General features: G+C 70.3%; 13 protein-coding genes and 1 tRNA gene. 3 read left to right on the plus strand and 11 right to left on the minus strand.

Features of this window, described 5'->3' with window-relative positions; all coding sequences use genetic code 11:
- Positions 1-6 precede the first annotated feature (6 nt).
- From AB3M90_RS14065 to AB3M90_RS14075, 3 genes are all read left to right on the plus strand, one after another.
- Positions 7-83: transfer RNA gene (locus AB3M90_RS14065), tRNA-Pro, on the plus strand.
- A gap of 64 nt (positions 84-147) precedes the next feature.
- Positions 148-624: a VanZ family protein gene (locus tag AB3M90_RS14070; RefSeq protein ID WP_412952983.1), complete on the plus strand. Its 477-nt coding sequence runs from the start codon at positions 148-150 to the stop codon at positions 622-624.
- Positions 621-1,376, plus strand: a complete 756-nt coding sequence (locus AB3M90_RS14075; RefSeq protein WP_412952985.1) for an HAD-IIB family hydrolase — start codon at positions 621-623, stop codon at positions 1,374-1,376. Before AB3M90_RS14070 ends, AB3M90_RS14075 begins: the two co-directional genes overlap by 4 nt.
- A 22-nt stretch (positions 1,377-1,398) precedes the next feature.
- On the opposite strand, the gene AB3M90_RS14080 is transcribed toward AB3M90_RS14075, so the two are convergent.
- The 11 genes from AB3M90_RS14080 to AB3M90_RS14130 all read right to left on the minus strand — a co-directional run bounded on the left by AB3M90_RS14080 (position 1,399) and on the right by AB3M90_RS14130 (position 15,657).
- Positions 1,399-2,679, minus strand: coding sequence for an alpha-hydroxy acid oxidase (locus AB3M90_RS14080; RefSeq protein WP_412952988.1), 1,281 nt, complete (start codon positions 2,677-2,679; stop codon positions 1,399-1,401).
- A 10-nt stretch (positions 2,680-2,689) separates the two neighbouring features.
- Positions 2,690-3,439 carry a FadR/GntR family transcriptional regulator gene (locus AB3M90_RS14085; RefSeq protein ID WP_412952990.1) on the minus strand — a complete coding sequence of 250 codons (750 nt, stop codon included), beginning with the start codon at positions 3,437-3,439 and terminating at the stop codon, positions 2,690-2,692.
- 115 nt (positions 3,440-3,554) lie between these two features.
- Entirely contained in the window at positions 3,555-4,208 is a 654-nt protein-coding gene (locus AB3M90_RS14090) for a thymidine kinase (RefSeq protein WP_412952992.1), read from the minus strand.
- Between the two features lie 10 nt (positions 4,209-4,218).
- On the minus strand, positions 4,219-5,649 hold the full coding sequence (mqo, locus tag AB3M90_RS14095) for a malate dehydrogenase (quinone) (RefSeq protein ID WP_412953372.1): 1,431 nt from the start codon (positions 5,647-5,649) through the stop codon (positions 4,219-4,221).
- 95 nt (positions 5,650-5,744) lie between these two features.
- A complete protein-coding gene (locus tag AB3M90_RS14100) occupies positions 5,745-6,815 on the minus strand; it encodes an aspartate-semialdehyde dehydrogenase (RefSeq protein ID WP_412952994.1) in 1,071 nt (356 codons plus the stop codon).
- Between the two features lie 242 nt (positions 6,816-7,057).
- Positions 7,058-8,338, minus strand: a complete 1,281-nt coding sequence (locus AB3M90_RS14105; RefSeq protein WP_412952996.1) for an aspartate kinase — start codon at positions 8,336-8,338, stop codon at positions 7,058-7,060.
- Positions 8,339-8,429: 91 nt separating this feature from the next.
- On the minus strand, positions 8,430-9,368 hold the full coding sequence (locus AB3M90_RS14110; protein ID WP_412952998.1) for a DMT family transporter: 939 nt from the start codon (positions 9,366-9,368) through the stop codon (positions 8,430-8,432).
- Positions 9,365-9,958: a recombination mediator RecR gene (recR, locus tag AB3M90_RS14115; protein WP_412953001.1), complete on the minus strand. Its 594-nt coding sequence runs from the start codon at positions 9,956-9,958 to the stop codon at positions 9,365-9,367. The genes AB3M90_RS14110 and recR overlap by 4 nt, the downstream gene beginning before the upstream one ends.
- On the minus strand, positions 9,958-12,315 hold the full coding sequence (locus AB3M90_RS14120) for a DNA polymerase III subunit gamma and tau (RefSeq protein ID WP_412953003.1): 2,358 nt from the start codon (positions 12,313-12,315) through the stop codon (positions 9,958-9,960). Before AB3M90_RS14120 ends, recR begins: the two co-directional genes overlap by 1 nt.
- 43 nt (positions 12,316-12,358) lie before the next feature.
- Complete coding sequence (locus AB3M90_RS14125; RefSeq protein ID WP_412953006.1) at positions 12,359-14,866, minus strand: glycoside hydrolase family 65 protein; 2,508 nt, start codon at positions 14,864-14,866, stop codon at positions 12,359-12,361.
- Positions 14,863-15,657 (minus strand): HAD family hydrolase, encoded by a 795-nt coding sequence (locus AB3M90_RS14130; protein ID WP_412953009.1) that lies wholly within the window; start codon positions 15,655-15,657, stop codon positions 14,863-14,865. The genes AB3M90_RS14125 and AB3M90_RS14130 overlap by 4 nt, the downstream gene beginning before the upstream one ends.
- Positions 15,658-15,825: the final 168 nt, after the last annotated feature.

A 15,825-nucleotide genomic window follows, 5' to 3' on the forward strand; every position in this document is an offset into this window, starting at 1 on the left:
GCAAAACGGGGTGTGGCGCAGCTTGGTAGCGCGCTTCGTTCGGGACGAAGAGGTCGCAGGTTCAAATCCTGTCACCCCGACCAGTGACACCGGAAGGCCGCCCCGAGGGGCGGCCTTCTCTGCACAGGGATCGCACGAAAGGGACTCATGGGCTCTCTGCTCCCCCCGCCGCGCCGTCTCACCCGCGCCTGGGCAGCTGCCCTCGGCATCCCGTTCCTCGTCGGTCTGGGGCTCCTCACTCTGACGCCCTCACGCGTCGAGAGCGCCATGCCGAGCATCGTCGATCTGACCCTCGCCGCGATCCGCCGGCTCGGATGGACCTCGCTCGATTTCGACCGGGTCGAGGTCATGGCCAACGTCCTGGTGTTCGTGCCGGTCGGGGCGCTGGCCTTCGTGCTCCTCCCCCGCCGGATCGGTCTGCTCGCACTTCTCGTCGGGCCGCTCCTCTCGCTCGGCGTCGAGTCGACGCAGAAGCTCATGCTCCCCCACCGTGCGGCGACCGTGAGCGACGTGATCGCGAACTCGATCGGGGCGACCGGCGGCGTGCTCCTCGCCGTGCTCTGCACTCTGCTCTTCGCGCGACCGCGCATCCCCCATCCCGCTCCTACGCCGGAGGCCTCATGACCGCTCCCGCCCTCGTCGCCTTCGATCTCGACGACACGCTCGCGCCCTCCAAGGGGCTGATCGACCCGCGCATCGCCGACCTGTTGCGCTCTCTGCTGCGCGCGGTCGACGTGGCGATCATCTCGGGTGGAACCGAAGCGCAGTTCCGCTCTCAGGTCATCGCCCGGCTCGGCGAGACGGATGCCGGCGACCTCGCGCGACTGCACCTCCTGCCGACCTGTGGCACCCGGTACCTGCGGCACGACGGCGCCGACTTCACGGCCGTCTACGCCCACGACCTGAGCGACGAGCAGAAGCGGGCGGCGCTGGCGGCGCTGCGCGAAGAGGCGGAGCGGCTGGGACTGTGGGAGCCCCAGCCGTGGGGGGAGATCCTCGAGGATCGAGGCTCGCAGATCACCTTCTCGGCCCTGGGTCAGCTGGCTCCGCGTGAGGCGAAGCACGAGTGGGATCCCACCGGGGCCAAGCGCGGCGCGCTCCGCGACGCCGTCAGCGCCCGGCTGCCCGGACTCGAGGTGCGCTCGGGCGGATCGACGTCGATCGACATCACCGAAGCGGGCATCGACAAGGCGTTCGGCATGCTCCAGCTCTCCGAGCACACCGGCATCGCCCTCACCGACATGCTCTTCTTCGGCGATCGCCTCGACGAGGGCGGGAACGACTACCCCGTGCTCGCGCTCGGTGTGCCGTCGGTGGCCGTCGACGGCTGGGAGGACACCGCCGACCGTCTCGAGAGGCTGCTGCCCACGCTCTGAGCGGGGCGGCCACGGCGGGGGCTCAGCGCGCGACCGACTCGCCGACTGTCCGCGACACCGGCACCAGCCGGGTGAGCTGCGTGACGTGCGCGGGCTCGAGCTCGGCCAGCGACGCGACGCCGAGCAGACGCATGGTCCGCTCGATCTCGCCCCGCAGGATCGCGATCGCGCGGTCCACGCCCTGCCGGCCCCCGGCCATCAGCCCGTAGAGGTAGGCGCGGCCGATGAGCGTGAAGTCGGCACCGAGCGCGACGGAGGCGACGATGTCGGCGCCGTTCATGATGCCCGTGTCGACCATGACCGTGAAGTCGTCTCCGACGGCCTTGCGCACCTCGGGCAGCAGGTGGAACGGGATGGGGGCGCGGTCGAGCTGACGCCCGCCGTGGTTGGAGAGCACGATGCCGTCGACGCCCTCGTCGCGCAGACGCACCGAGTCCTCGACGTTCTGCACGCCCTTGATCACGATCTTGCCGGGCCACAGGTCGCGGATCACCGCCAGATCGTCGTAGCTGATCGTGGGGTCCATGGCCGCATCGAGCAGCTCGCCGACAGTGCCGCCCGTCGCGCTCAACGACGCGAACTCGAGCTTGGTCGTGGTCAGGAAGTCGAACCACCACCACGGGCGCGGAATCGCGTTGAGGATCGTTCCCAGCGTCAGCTGCGGCGGGATGCTGAACCCGTTGCGCTTGTCGCGCAGTCGTGCGCCGGCGACCGGCGTGTCGACGGTGAACTGCAAGGTGTCGAAGCCCGCTGCTGCGGCTCGCCGGGTGAGTTCGTACGAGATCTCCCGGTCGCGCATGACGTAGAGCTGGAACCAGTTCCGCCCAGGGATCGTCCCGTGCGACTCGCGGAGGGTGGCCGCCTTGACGCCCTCGATCGACGTGGTGCCGAGCGTCGAGAGCGTGAAGGGGATTCCCGCGGCGGCCGCGGCGCCGGCACCGGCGACCTCGCCCTCGGTCTGCATCAGACGCGTGAAGCCCGTGGGCGCGATGCCGAAGGGCAGCGCGGCCGGCCCGCCCAGGATGTCGACGCGCGTGTCGACCGTGGGCGCAGGGCGCAGGATGCCGGGATGGAACTCGACATCCTGGAACGCCTGCCGTGCGCGCTGGAGCGACAGCTCGCCCTCCGCGGCGCCGTCGGTGTAGTCGAAGGCGGCCTTGGGGGTGCGCCGCTGGGCGATGCGGCGCAGGTCGTCGATCGTGAGGGCGGCATCGAGGCGGCGCTTGCGTCCGTCGAGTTCGGGCTTCTTGAACTGCATGAGCTCGAGCAGTTCGACGGGCTTCGGCAACTGGCGCTGGACCATGATGTCTCTCTCAGTTCTCGGGGTCGACGGGTGTCGGTGGACGGACGGCGGGGCCGCGGGTGAGCCCGGCCGCGGTGTAGTAGCCGGTGATGTGAGAGCGGACGAGTGCGCGCGCGGCATCCGGTTCACCCTCGTCGATGGCGGCGACCAGCGCCCGGTGCTCCGCCCGCAGCCGTGCCGACATGGCCGGCCAGTCGGCGATGCGCGCGGCCCCCGCCTGCACGTACGACTCGATCGACGATCGGAGACCGGCCATCATCGCGGCGATGACCGCGTTGCCGCTCGCCTCCGCGAGAGCGAGGTGGAGCTGGGCGTCGAGCGCGAGGAACTCGTCGGATGTGAGCCCGGTCGCGTCCATCGCGTCGAGGAGCCGGTGCGCCTCGCCGGTGTCGCGGTCCGCGGACGAGGCGATCGCCTCGACGACCGAATCCTCCAGCACGAGGCGCGTCTGCACCACATCGTCAAGCGGGAACCCCTGCGCCGCCACCTGCAGGCGCAGCAGAGCCGACATGCCTCCCGTGGGCGTGGCGATCACGATCGCGCCGGACTGCGGTCCGGAGCCCGTCGCCGTGCGGATGAGCCCCATCACCTCGAGCACGCGGAACGCTTCGCGGACGCTCGAGCGTCCGACGCCGAGGTCGGACGCGAGGTCGCGCTCGGAGGGCAACCGGTTCCCCGGTCCCAGGCGCCCCACGGATAGGTCGTTCTCGATGCGCTCGAGGACGAGCCGCCAGGCGCGGGCGGGCTGCGCGTCGTGCATCCGTCCTCCTCGAGTCGGCCACCGGCACGGGTCGCATGTGGTCTGACCACACTACCGGGTGTGGTCGGACCACACAACCGCCGTGTCGGGAGCCCGATCGCCCGGCCGGGCGGGATCAGCCGAGGCGCCCGCCGGACTCCTGCAGATAGCACGTCCCGCAGAGGGACTCGTAGGTCGTCAGCTCGGGTGCCGCAGCCCCGTCGGCGCCCTCGTCGATGGCCACCTGGTCGCCGTCGAATACGAAGCGTCCGCCGATCACGCGGCCGTTGAAGACCGCCTTGCGCCCGCAGCGGCAGATCGTCTTGAGCTCTTCGAGGGAATGCGAGATCGCCAGCAGCCGGGCCGACCCGGGAAAGGCATGGGTGAGGAAGTCGTTGCGGATCCCGTAGGCCATCACGGGGATGCCGTCGTCGATCGCGATGCGGAAGAGATCGTCGACCTGCGCCGGAGTGAGGAACTGCGCCTCGTCGATGAGCAGGCAGGCGACGTCGACCGGCCCGGCGGGGATCAGCTCGTCGTCGACCGCCCGACGGATCCGCTCGCGATGCTCGGCGAACAGCGCGCGCGCGTCATCGTCGTGCTCGATGAGGAAGTCGACCTCACGCGTGACGCCGAGGCGGCTGGCGATCTCGGACGCGCCCTTCGTGTCGATCGCCGGCTTCGCCAGCAGGACCCGCTGCCCGCGCTCCTCGTAGTTGTAGGCGGCCTGCAGAAGCGCGGTCGATTTGCCCGAGTTCATCGCTCCGAAGCGGAAGTAGAGCTTCGCCACGGGGCTGAGCTCAGGCGCTGATGCCGAGGGCGGTGGCGGTGGCCGCCGTCGATTCCTCGGCGAGAGCCGGATCTTGGTTGAGCTTCTCCCCGAACGTGGGGATGAGCTCGCGGAGCTGCGACTCCCACCCGGTGTACTCGTCGGGGAAGCACGTCTTGAGCAGCTGGAGCATGATCGGCACGGCGGTGGAGGCACCGGGCGACGCACCGAGAAGACCCGCGATCGAACCGTCGGCCGACGACACCACCTCGGTGCCGAACTGCAGGATGCCACCCTTCTCGGGGTCTTTCTTCATCACCTGCGCGCGCTGCCCCGCGTCGATGAGGGTCCAGTCCTCGTCTTTCGCGGTGGGCATGAAGGTGCGCAGGCTGTCGACCTTCTTGGCGTGGTTCTTCAGCAGCTCGCCGATCAGATACGTGATCAGGTCGGGGTTCTTGACCGCCACCTGGAGCATCGGCAGTAGGTTGTGCGGACGCACCTGCGTGACGATGTCGAGCATCGAGCCGTTCTTGAGGAATTTCGGACTGAAAGTGGCGAACGGCCCGAACATCAGCGACGCCTCGCCCGCGACGACCCGGGTGTCGAGATGCGGCACCGACATGGGCGGCGCTCCGACCGACGCCTGCGAATAGACCTTCGCCTTGTGCTGCGCCACGATCTTCGGGTTGGTGGTCTTGAGGAACTGTCCGCCGATCGGGAAGACTCCGTAGCCCTTGATCTCGGGAATGCCCGACTTCTGCAGCAGCTTGAGCGCCCATCCTCCCGCGCCGACGAAGACGAACCGGGCCTTCACCTCGTTGGGCGTGCGCCCGATCGTGGTGCGGAACTTGACCAGCCAGCGTCCGTCCTTCTGCTTCTTCAGGCTGCGGACCTCGTGGTTCGTGCGCAGCACGACGCCGGAATCGGTCAGGTGGTCGAAGAGCTGGTGCGTCAACGCACCGAAGTCGACGTCGGTTCCCGCGGGCACGCGAGTGGCGGCGAACGGTTCGCCCTTGCGGCGCTTCTGCATGAGCAACGGCGCCCACGTGTTGATGACGCGGGAGTCCTCGCTGTACTCGATGCCCGCGAAGAGCGGCTGATCCTTGAGCACCTCGTAACGGTTCTTGAGGTAGGCGACATCCTTCTCACCGCGCACGAACGTCATGTGCGGGGTGGCGTTGATGAACGTCGACGGGGCGTCGAGCACTCCCCGCTGCACCAGCGACGACCAGAACTGACGGCTCTGCTGGAACTGCTCGTTGATCGAGACCGCCTTGGCGGGGTCGAGCGGGGCGTCGCCCTGCTGCGGCATGTAGTTCAGCTCGCACAGCGCGGCGTGGCCGGTGCCGGCGTTGTTCCAGGGGTTCGAGCTCTCCTGGGCGACGTCCGAGAGTCGCTCGAACGCCATGATCTTCCAGTCCGGCTGCAGCTCGTGCAGCAGCGTACCCAGGGTGGCGCTCATGATGCCACCGCCGATCAGGACGACATCGACGTTATCAGTCACCCGACCAGTCTAGTTCGCTGCGACGACCCTCCCGACCGTGCGGACGGCCCGGTTCAGCGCACCGGCGAGAGACGCTCGGCGAGCACTTCGGCGATCTGCACGGCGTTCAGAGCGGCACCCTTGCGCAGGTTGTCGTTGCTGATGAACAGCACGATCCCCCGGCCCTCGGGCGCCGACTGATCGGCGCGGATGCGACCCACGAAGCTCGGGTCCTTGCCGGCCGCCTGGAGCGGGGTGGGAACCTCTTCGAGCACGACCCCCGGCGCCTCGGCCAGGACCTCGGCGGCTCGCTCGGGCGTGAGCTCGCGAGCGAACTCGGCGTGGATCGACAGCGAGTGCCCGGTGAACACCGGCACGCGCACGCACGTGCCCGCGACGCGCAGGTCGGGCAGCTCGAGGATCTTGCGGCTCTCGTTGCGAAGCTTCTTCTCCTCGTCGGTCTCGTTCTGCCCGTCGTCGACGAGGTTGCCCGCGAAGGGGATCACATCGAAGGCGATCGGGGCGACGTACTTCTCCGGCTGCGGGAAGTCGACCGCCGAGCCGTCGTGCACCAGGCGCAGGGTGTCGCCCTGCGCGAGGACGCCCTCGACCTGACCGAGCAGCTCGTGGGCGCCGGCGAGCCCGGAGCCCGACACGGCCTGGTAGGTCGAGACGATGAGCCGCTCGAGGCCCGCCTCGGCGTCGAGCGCCTTGAGCACCGGCATCGCGGCCATCGTGGTGCAGTTCGGGTTGGCGATGATGCCCTTGGGGCGATCGTCGATGGCGTGCGGATTGACCTCGCTGACCACGAGGGGCACCTCGGGGTCCATCCGCCAGGCGCTCGAGTTGTCGACGACCACGGCTCCGGCCTCGGCGAAACGCGGTGCGTAAGCGCGGCTCGCGGTCGCGCCGGCCGAGAAGAGCGCGATGTCGATGCCCGCGGCATCCGCCGTCTCCACGTCTTCGACGACGACGGTCGCGCCGCCGAACTCGATCGCCGTGCCGGCCGAGCGCGACGACGAGAACAGTCGGAGCTCGCCGATCGGGAACGACCGCTCGGCGAGAATCTCGCGCATCACGGTGCCCACCTGGCCGGTGGCGCCGACGATGGCGACGGAGAGTCCTGAGTCGGAGATGCGGGTCATGGGTTTCCTCGGCGTCAAGCGTGCTGCGTTCGAGGCGTCAGGCGTGGCGTCGGGATGCGGATGCCTCGCCTGGCGCCGGTGTCAGGGTTCGGGTGAGTCTACCGCGCTCGGCGGATGCCGGTCGGCGGATGTCCCGATCTGCGGGCGGCGTTCCGATCTGCGGTCGCGCGGGGCGGATTCGTGAGCGGATCGGGACAGCGTGAGCGGATCGGGACAGGCGAGGGCCGGAAGGACGGATGCCGTCAGCGGCCGGTGCCCGCGTGGACCGTGGCCTCGGCTTCTCCGTCGAGGCCGTAGGCCGTGTGCACGGTGCGCGCCGCCTCGGCGAGGTCGTCGCCGCGCAGCACCACGGAGATGCGGATCTCCGACGTCGAGATCATCTCGATGTTGATGCCCCCGGCCGAGAGCGCCTCGAACAGCGTCGCCGAGACACCCGAGTGGGTGCGCATGCCGGCGCCGACCACCGAGAGCTTGCCGATCTGGTCGTCGTGCACGAGGTTCTGGAAACCGACGTCGCCCTGCGCGGCGGCGAGGGCCTTGAGTGCCGCCGCGGCATCCGCCTTGGGAACGGTGAACGAGATGTCGGTGCGTCCGGTCGCGGAGACGTTCTGCACGATCATGTCGACGTTCGCGCCCGACCTCGCGACGATCTTGAAGATCTCGGCCGCCTTGCCGGGCACGTCGGGCACGCCGGCGACGGTGATCTTGGCATGGCTGAAGTCGGTGGCGACACCGGCGACGATCGGTTCTTCCATGACTGCTCCCTCGGCTTCGCGAGGGTTCTTCATGCCCTCGCCCAGAACGTACGTGCCCTCGGCCGACGAGAACGTCGACCGGGCGTGGATGAGCACGCCGTGGCGGCGTGCGTATTCGACGGCGCGGATGTAGAGCACCTTGGCGCCGTTGGCGGCGAGTTCGAGCATCTCTTCGGTGGAGACGTGGTCGAGCTTCTGCGCCTTCGGGATCACCCGCGGGTCGGCCGTGAAGATTCCGTCGACGTCGCTGTAGATCTCGCAGACGTCGGCGCCGAGCGCGGCGGCGAGAGCGACGGCGGTCGTGTCGGATCCGCCGCGGCCCAGGGTCGTGATGTCGCGGGTGTCGCGGTTGAAGCCCTGGAAGCCGGCGACGATGACGATCGCGCCCTCGTCGAGCGCCTCGCGCAGGCGCACCGGGGTCACGTCGACGATGCGTGCGGCACCGTGCTGCGAGTCGGTGATCATGCCCGCCTGGCTGCCGGTGAACGACCGCGCCTCGAAGCCCATGGAGTGGATCGCCATGGCCAGCAGCGCCATGGAGATGCGCTCCCCGCTCGAGAGCAGCATGTCGAGCTCGCGCGGCGCGGGGATGGGCGCCACCTCGTTGGCGAGATCGAGCAGCTCGTCGGTGGTGTCGCCCATGGCGCTCACGGCGACGACGACGTCGTGACCGGCACGCCGTGTGTCGACGATGCGCTTGGCGACGCGCTTGATGCTCTCTGCGTCGGCGACGGACGAGCCGCCGTACTTCTGCACGATGAGGGCCACGTTCACTCCCGGGGGTGTCGGGCGGATCCGCCCACCGCTCATTCTACGATCGCGTCGTATACCGCTCCGCGCATGTGACGGGCCACCCTGGTCAGGGAGTGGGCGGATGGGCGGTGGGGACGAGTTCGGACGGGGTGGATGCCGGCGGCCGCAGTCGTCCGCCGGTCGCGGCGAACCAGCATCCGGCGATGATGAGCGGGAACCCGATGAGGAGTCCCGGGGTGAGGGGCTCGGCGAGCACGATCGCACCGAGGACGATCGCGACGACCGGGTTGACGTAGGTGAAGAGCGGAGCACGCACCGGCCCGACCTCGCGGATGAGGGCGAAGAACGCCAGGAACGCGACCGCCGTGCAGACGACGGCGAGCACCAGCAGCGCCGCGATCGACGGGAGGGTGGGGATCTGGTGCTGGGTGAGAGCGGCGAGCGGCAGGTAGATGATGCCGACCATCAGGAGCGACAGGGTGATGGTTCCGATCGACGGGACGTCGGCGAGCTTGCGCGCCACGATGAACGGCGCGATGGAGTAGAGCACCGCGACGAGCAGCACCTCGCCGGCGGCCAGCAGATCGACCTCTCCCCCGAGCAGACCCGGACCCGCGACCACGATCGCGACGCCGACGAATCCGACGAGCAGACCGAGTCCTCGCGCCGGACGGAGAACGCCGCGATCGCCCCCGCCGAGTGCGATCAGCGCCGCGAACAGGGGCACGGTCGCCACGAGCAGCCCGGTCATGCCCGACGGGAGCGTCATCTCGGCGTGACCGAGGAGCACGAACGGCCCCGCCATCTCGACCAGCCCGAACGCGAGCACCCAGGGCCAGTGCCGCAGGGCGGCGCGCAGCGCCCCACCGCGGATCGCGAAGGGAAGCAGCAGGAGTGCCGCGAGGAGGGTGCGGCCGGCCACGATCGACGGCGGCGACAACGACTCGACGGCGATGCTGATGAAGAGGTAGGGCACGCCCCACAGCACGGCCATCGCCGCGAACAGCAGCCAGCCGCGCCGGGAGAAGCCCCCCTGCGCGGTCACAGGACGCGCCGACCCTCGAACGCTCGGCCGAGCGTCACCTCGTCGGCGTACTCGAGATCGCCTCCCACCGGTAGACCGGAGGCCAGACGCGACACGGTGATCTGCATGCTGGTGAGCAGCCGGCTGAGATAGCTCGCCGTCGCCTCGCCCTCGAGGTTCGGGTTCGTCGCGAGGATGACTTCCTGCACGGTGCCGTCGGCGAGCCGCGACATCAGCTGTGCGATGCGCAGGTCGTCGGGTCCGATGCCTGCGATCGGGCTGATCACGCCGCCGAGCACGTGGTAGAGCCCGCGGAACTCGCGCGTGCGCTCGATCGCCGCGACGTCTTTCGCGTCTTCGACCACGCAGATGAGGGCCTGGCTGCGCCGCGGGTCGCGGCAGATGGCGCATCGCTCCTGCTCGGCGACGTTGCCGCAGATCTCGCAGAACCGCACGCGCACACGGATCTCGGTCAGCAGCTCGGACAGACGGGCGACGTCGAACGTCGGAGTCTGGAGGATGTGGAATGCGATGCGCTGGGCCGACTTGGGCCCGATGCCGGGGAGCCGACCGAACTCGTCGATCAGCTCCTGGACGATGCCGTCGTACATCAGGAGAACCTCGTCGGGGGCTCGTAGGGCTCTTCGCGCACGAACGTCGCTCCGAGCACCTGGCGGATCACGGCCTCACCGTAGCGCTGCACTCCCCCGACCGAGGGCGAACGTTCGGTGACCACCGGAGGATTCGACGGGGCGCGCGTCGCCGCGGGAGCGCCCCCGAGGTCGGCCGTCGACCCAGCCGCGGTCGCCGTCGGAGCGGCGGTCGCCGTCGGAGCGGCGGTCGTCGTCGAAGCAATCGTCGTCGGAGTCGCGGTCGCGACCGATCGCGAGGTCTGCGGCCCCGCCTGCCGGGGATCGGGGCGGCCGTACCCGGTGGCCGGCTCATACGCGGGGTCGTAGGGGGGCTCGTCGTCGTATGACGGAGCCTCGTCGTCGCCGGGCAGGGGCGGCTCGTCGCTGTCGACGGCGCCGTCGGTCGGCGGAGTCGGTGCGGAGGCCGCCGCCTCGACCTCCTCGGGCTCGTCGTCGACGGGAAGCGGAGACGCGGGTGCCTGTTGTGCGGGCGCCGGCTCTTCGGTGGTGGGAATCGCTGCGACCGCCCACTCCGTGACGGCGGGCGCCGATGCGGCACGGACCTGCGGGCGTGAGGAGCCCGCTGACGCAGGCTCCGATACGGGTGCGGAACCGGACGGTGCGGCCGGGGCGGATGCCGCGGGCTGCCGCGGCGCTCCCCCTGAGGGCATCGGCGCCGGCACGTACTTCACGCGCACGCCGAGCTCCTGCTCGATCGCGGTGCGGAGATGGTCGGAGGGTCCCGAGCCGGGCGTGGTGCCCTTGAACTTGGCGACGTCGTGCTGGCTGGTGAACCCGAGGGTCAGCACCTCGGTGTCGGACACGTAGGCGAGCGGCTGCACAGCGGTGGCGAGCAGCCACGAGGTGCGGCTGATGCCCTCGAGACGCGTCAGCACGGCAGGCCACGCGGCGGTGATGCGTTCGAACGTGACGGGCCCCGCGGGGGCTGCGGATTCGATCGGCGCGGAAGCCGGGGCCTGCTCGGGCGCGGATGCCGGTCCGGAATCGGACGCCGGGGCGGGCGCGGATGCCGGGGCCGGTTCGGGACCGGAATCGGACACCGGAACCGGAACGGACGCGGCCGCGGGAGCCCGGTCGGGTGTCGACGTCGACGAGGCCTTCTGCGCCACGTCCGACGCGACCGTCGACGGTGCCGACGCCGTTGCGGGCGCTGCCGACGCGGACGCGGCCGGAGCGGCGGCCGGTGCCGCGGCATCCGTTCCCCCGGCGAGCACGCGCGCCACCATCAGCTCGAGGTGCAGTCGCGGCGACGTGGCACCGGTCATGTCGTCGAGCGCGGCGCTGACGATGTCGGCGGTGCGCGAGAGCCGCGCCGCGCCGAACGCGGCAGCCTGGCCGCGCATGCGCTCGAGGTCGTCTTCGGCGACGCCGCGCAGCACGGCGGACGCCCCAGGGCCGACCGCGGCGATGACGATGAGGTCGCGCAGGCGCTCGAGCAGGTCGTCGACGAACCGACGCGGGTCCTGGCCGGTCTGCACGACCCTGTCGACAGCGGGGAAGGCCGCCGCGGCGTCGCTCGCGGCGAGCGCGTCGACGATCTCGTCGAGGAGCGCGGCGTGCGTGTAGCCGAGGAGGGCGACGGCCCGCGCGTAGCCCACGGTGACGGTCTCGGAGCCGGCCGGGGCGTCGGAGCCCGCGATCAGCTGATCGAGGAGCGAGAGCGTGTCTCGTGGCGATCCGCCGCCGGCGCGCACCACCAGCGGAAGCACGCCCTGCTCGACGATCACGCCCTCTTCGGCGCACAGCTTCGCGACGTATTCGAGCATGGCCGCGGGCGGGACGAGCCGGAACGGATAGTGGTGGGTGCGCGAGCGGATCGTGCCGAGCACCTTCTCGGGCTCGGTGGTGGCGAAGATGAACTTGACGTGCTCGGGCGGCTCTTCGACGAGCTTCAGCAGGGCGTTGAAGCCCTGCGGGGTGACCATGTGCGCCTCGTCGAGGATGAAGATCTTGTACCGGTCGCGGCTCGGCGCGAACGTCGCCCGCTCGCGGAGGTCGCGGGCGTCGTCGACGCCGTTGTGGCTCGCCGCGTCGATCTCGACGACGTCGAGCGAACCGCCCCCCGCGCGCGAGAGCTCGACGCAGCTGGGGCACGTGCCGCACGGCACGTCGGTCGGCCCCTCGGCGCAGTTCAGGCAGCGTGCCAGGATGCGTGCCGATGTCGTCTTGCCGCACCCGCGCGGACCGGAGAACAGATACGCGTGCCCGACCCGGTCGCCGCGCAGGGCGGTCATGAGCGGGTCGGTCACCTGGGACTGCCCGATCATCTCGCCGAACGCCTCGGGCCGGTAGCGGCGGTAGAGGGCTGTGGTCACCAGAACAGCCTACGGCGTGCCACCGACACTTCGTCGGCCGCGATCAGTCGACCGTCTCGATGATCGGGATCGTCGTCGTGATCACGGGGACCGAGGCCGACAGCCGCGTGCCGTCCTCGCGGAGGGCGTCGGCGAACTGGCGCAGCGTCGGGCGCCCGGGGATCCGCGGCCCCTGATCGGCGAGAGGCACGACGACGACCTGGTCGACCGAGACGAAGTAGGCCTCGTCGCGCACGCTGAACGGCACCGGGGCACCGCTGCGCAGCCGCACCTGCAGCTCGTCCTTCGTGACCGTGACCTGCATCTCCGACCCCTGCCACTGCAGGGGGAACGACAGCGACGACCAGTCCTCCGGCAGCCGCGGGTCGAAGCTGAGGTCGCCCGCGTAGTCGCGCATGCCGCCGAACCCGCAGACCAGAGCGGTCCACACACCTCCGGCAGAGGCGACGTGCACGCCGTCGGCTGCGTTGTGGTGCAGATCGTGGAGGTCGACGAACAGCGACTGCTCGAAGTACTTCTGCGCCAGATCCTGATAGCCCACCTCCGCGGCCAGGATCGACTGCACGACCGCCGACAGCGTCGAATCGCCCGTGGTCAGCGGGTCGTAGTAGTCGAAGTCCGCCTTCTTCTCCTCGGGGCTGAAGTGGTTGCCCTGCAGGAACAGGGCGAGCACGACGTCGGCCTGCTTGAGCACCTGGAACCGGTAGATCACCAGCGGGTGGAAGTGCAGCAGCAGCGGTCGCTGATCGGCGGGCGTCTGCGCGAGGTCCCACACCTCGCGTTCGAGGAACAGCGAATCCTGCGGATGGATGCCGAGGCTCTCGCTGTAGGGGATGAACATGGCCTCTGCGGCGCGCTCCCATGCCTCGGCCTCGCCCGATCCGAGCCCCGTGCGCTCGACGAGCCGCGCGTAGTCCTCGGGATAGGTCTCCTGGATCTCGCGCACCACCTTCGCGGCGTACCGCAGGTTGTACCGCGCCATCACGTTCGTGTAGAGGTTGTCGTTCACCACCGTCGTGTACTCGTCGGGCCCGGTGACGCCGTGGATGTGGAACGTCTCGAAGCCCTCGCCGGCGTCCGGCCCGTCGACGATCCGCGACGCGCGCCAGAACCCGAGCGTCGCCCACAGGCGCGCCGTCTCGATCGCGATGTCGGCGCCCTCCCGGCGGAGGAACTCCTCATCCCCGGTCGCGCGCACGTACTTGCCGAGCGCGAAGCTGATGTCGGCGTTGATGTGGTACTGCGCCGTTCCTGCGGCGTAGTAGGCCGAGGCCTCCTCGCCGTTGATCGTGCGCCACGGGAACAGCGCCCCCGCCTCGTTGAGCTGGGCGGCCCGTCGACGCGCGGCCGGCAGCATCTGCACCCGCGCGCGCAGCGCGTTGCGCGCCCACTGCGGCGACGTGTAGGTGAGGAAGGGCAGCACGTAGATCTCGGTGTCCCAGAAGTAGTGCCCGCTGTAGCCCGAGCCGGAGACGCCCTTCGCCGGCACGCCGGTGCCGTCGGCCCGTGCCGACGCCTGCGCGAGCTGGAACAGGCACCACCGCGTCCCCTGCTGGATGTCGTCGCGACCGCCGATCTGCACGTCGCTGCGTTCCCAGAAGGCCGACAGCCACTCCTCCTGCCGACGGAACTGCGTCTCGACGCCCTCCACCGCGGCGCGGTCGAGCGAGCGGCGGCACCGATCGACGAGCTCGCGCGGAGGGACGCCGCGCGAGGTGTGGTAGCTGACGAGCTTGGTGATGCGGATCGGGACGCCCGCCTTCGCCCGCACACGGAACACGTTCTTGGCGATGTCGGGTTCGATGAGCTTGCGCGCATCGTAGGCGTTCTCGGTCTCGATGATGTGATCGGCCACGACCGCGATCGTCATGCCGGAGTCGGCGACCTGATACGACAGCGCCGCCCGCAGCCCGTCCTGCCAGAACTCGGCGGGCTCGAGCACGCGGTCGACGATCTTCTCGGCCTTGCGCGGATCGAAGCCGGCCTTCTTCGCGGGCACCGGGGTGCCGGCGTAGACGTTCCCGCCGTCCTGACGGTTCAGCAGCTGACAGCTGATGGTCACCGGGGCGTCGGAGTTCTCGACCGTCACCTCCAGGCGCAGGATCGCCAGGTGGCGCTCCTCGAAGCTGACGATGCGCTCGTCGCGGATGCGCACGCGCTTGCCGGAGGGCGTCTCCCAGACGACCAGGCGCTCGAGCACCCCCGTGCGCATGTCGAGCGTGCGCCGGTACTCGCGCACGTCGGCCTCGTCGAACGACATCGGCTCGTCGTCGACGTAGACGCGCATGACCTTCGCGTCGGGCGCGTTGACGATGGTCTGGCCGACCTCGGCGAAGCCGTAGGCCTGCTCGGCGTGACGGATGGGCCAGGTCTCGTGCAGTCCGTTGATGAAGGTGCCGTGCTCGTGCGCACCGCGCCCTTCGATGTGGTTGCCGCGGAGCCCGAGGTAGCCGTTGCCGACCGAGAACAGCGTCTCGCCGACGCCCTCCTCGGAGTAGCTCGTCTCGATCAGCCGCCACGGGTCGACGGGAAAACGGTCGCGGTCGATCACTTCGACTCCTTCCCGTCGCTCAGCGCGTCGGATGCGGTCTCGGGGGCACGGGTGTCGCCGGCGGCGACGAGGAAGGCGTCGAGGTCGTCGACGACGTGGGTGGCTCCTGCCGCGCGCAGCGCATCGGCCCCCGCGCCGCGGTCGACGCCGACCACGGTGGCGAAGCCCGCCGCGGCGGCGGAGGCGGCACCGGAGGTCGCGTCTTCGACGGCGACGGCGCGTGCGGGATCGACGCCGAGGGCCGCGGCTCCTTCGGCGAACATGGCGGGCGCCGGCTTCGACGCGAGGTGCTCGCGCTCGGCCACGACGCCGTCGACCACGATGCGGAAGAACGAGCGGATGCCGGCCGCGCCGAGCACCTCCTCGGCGTTCTTCGAGCTGGAGACGACGCCCATCGGGACGCCGGCCGCGTGCAGCCGTTCGACGAGGGCGAGCGAGCCGGGGTATGCAGCGATGCCCTCGCTGCGGAGCGCGGCCGCGAAGGCGGCGTTCTTGCGGTTGCCGATGCCGCAGACGGTCTCGGCGGACGGGTCGTCGCCGATCTCGCCCCAGGGCACCTCGACGTTGCGGCTGTGCAGGAGGCTGGCGACGCCGTCGTAGCGCTTCTTGCCGTCGACGTAGGCGAAATAGTCGGCATCGGTGTAGGGCGGCGCGATCTCCCACCGGGCGAAGACGTCGTCGAAGACCGCCTTCCACGCGCGCATGTGCACCTCGGCGGTCGGCGTCAGCACGCCGTCGAGATCGAAGAGCACGCCGTCGGCACGGAACAGGTCGGGCAGGGCTTCTGGCACAGGGTTCTCCGGGAGAAGGGCGATGGGTCCGGCACCTCTCCGTGCCACTGTGCAAGCGTAATGCGGCGCGGCACGCAGCGGTAACCCCGATCCGGCATCCGATCGCCGCTGAGCTGGGCCGCTGAGCCTGTCGAAGCGCCGGTGGGGCCCTTCGACAAGCTCAGGGAC

Source organism: Microbacterium martis, from assembly GCF_047246685.1.
In the GTDB taxonomy this organism is placed as follows: domain Bacteria; phylum Actinomycetota; class Actinomycetes; order Actinomycetales; family Microbacteriaceae; genus Microbacterium.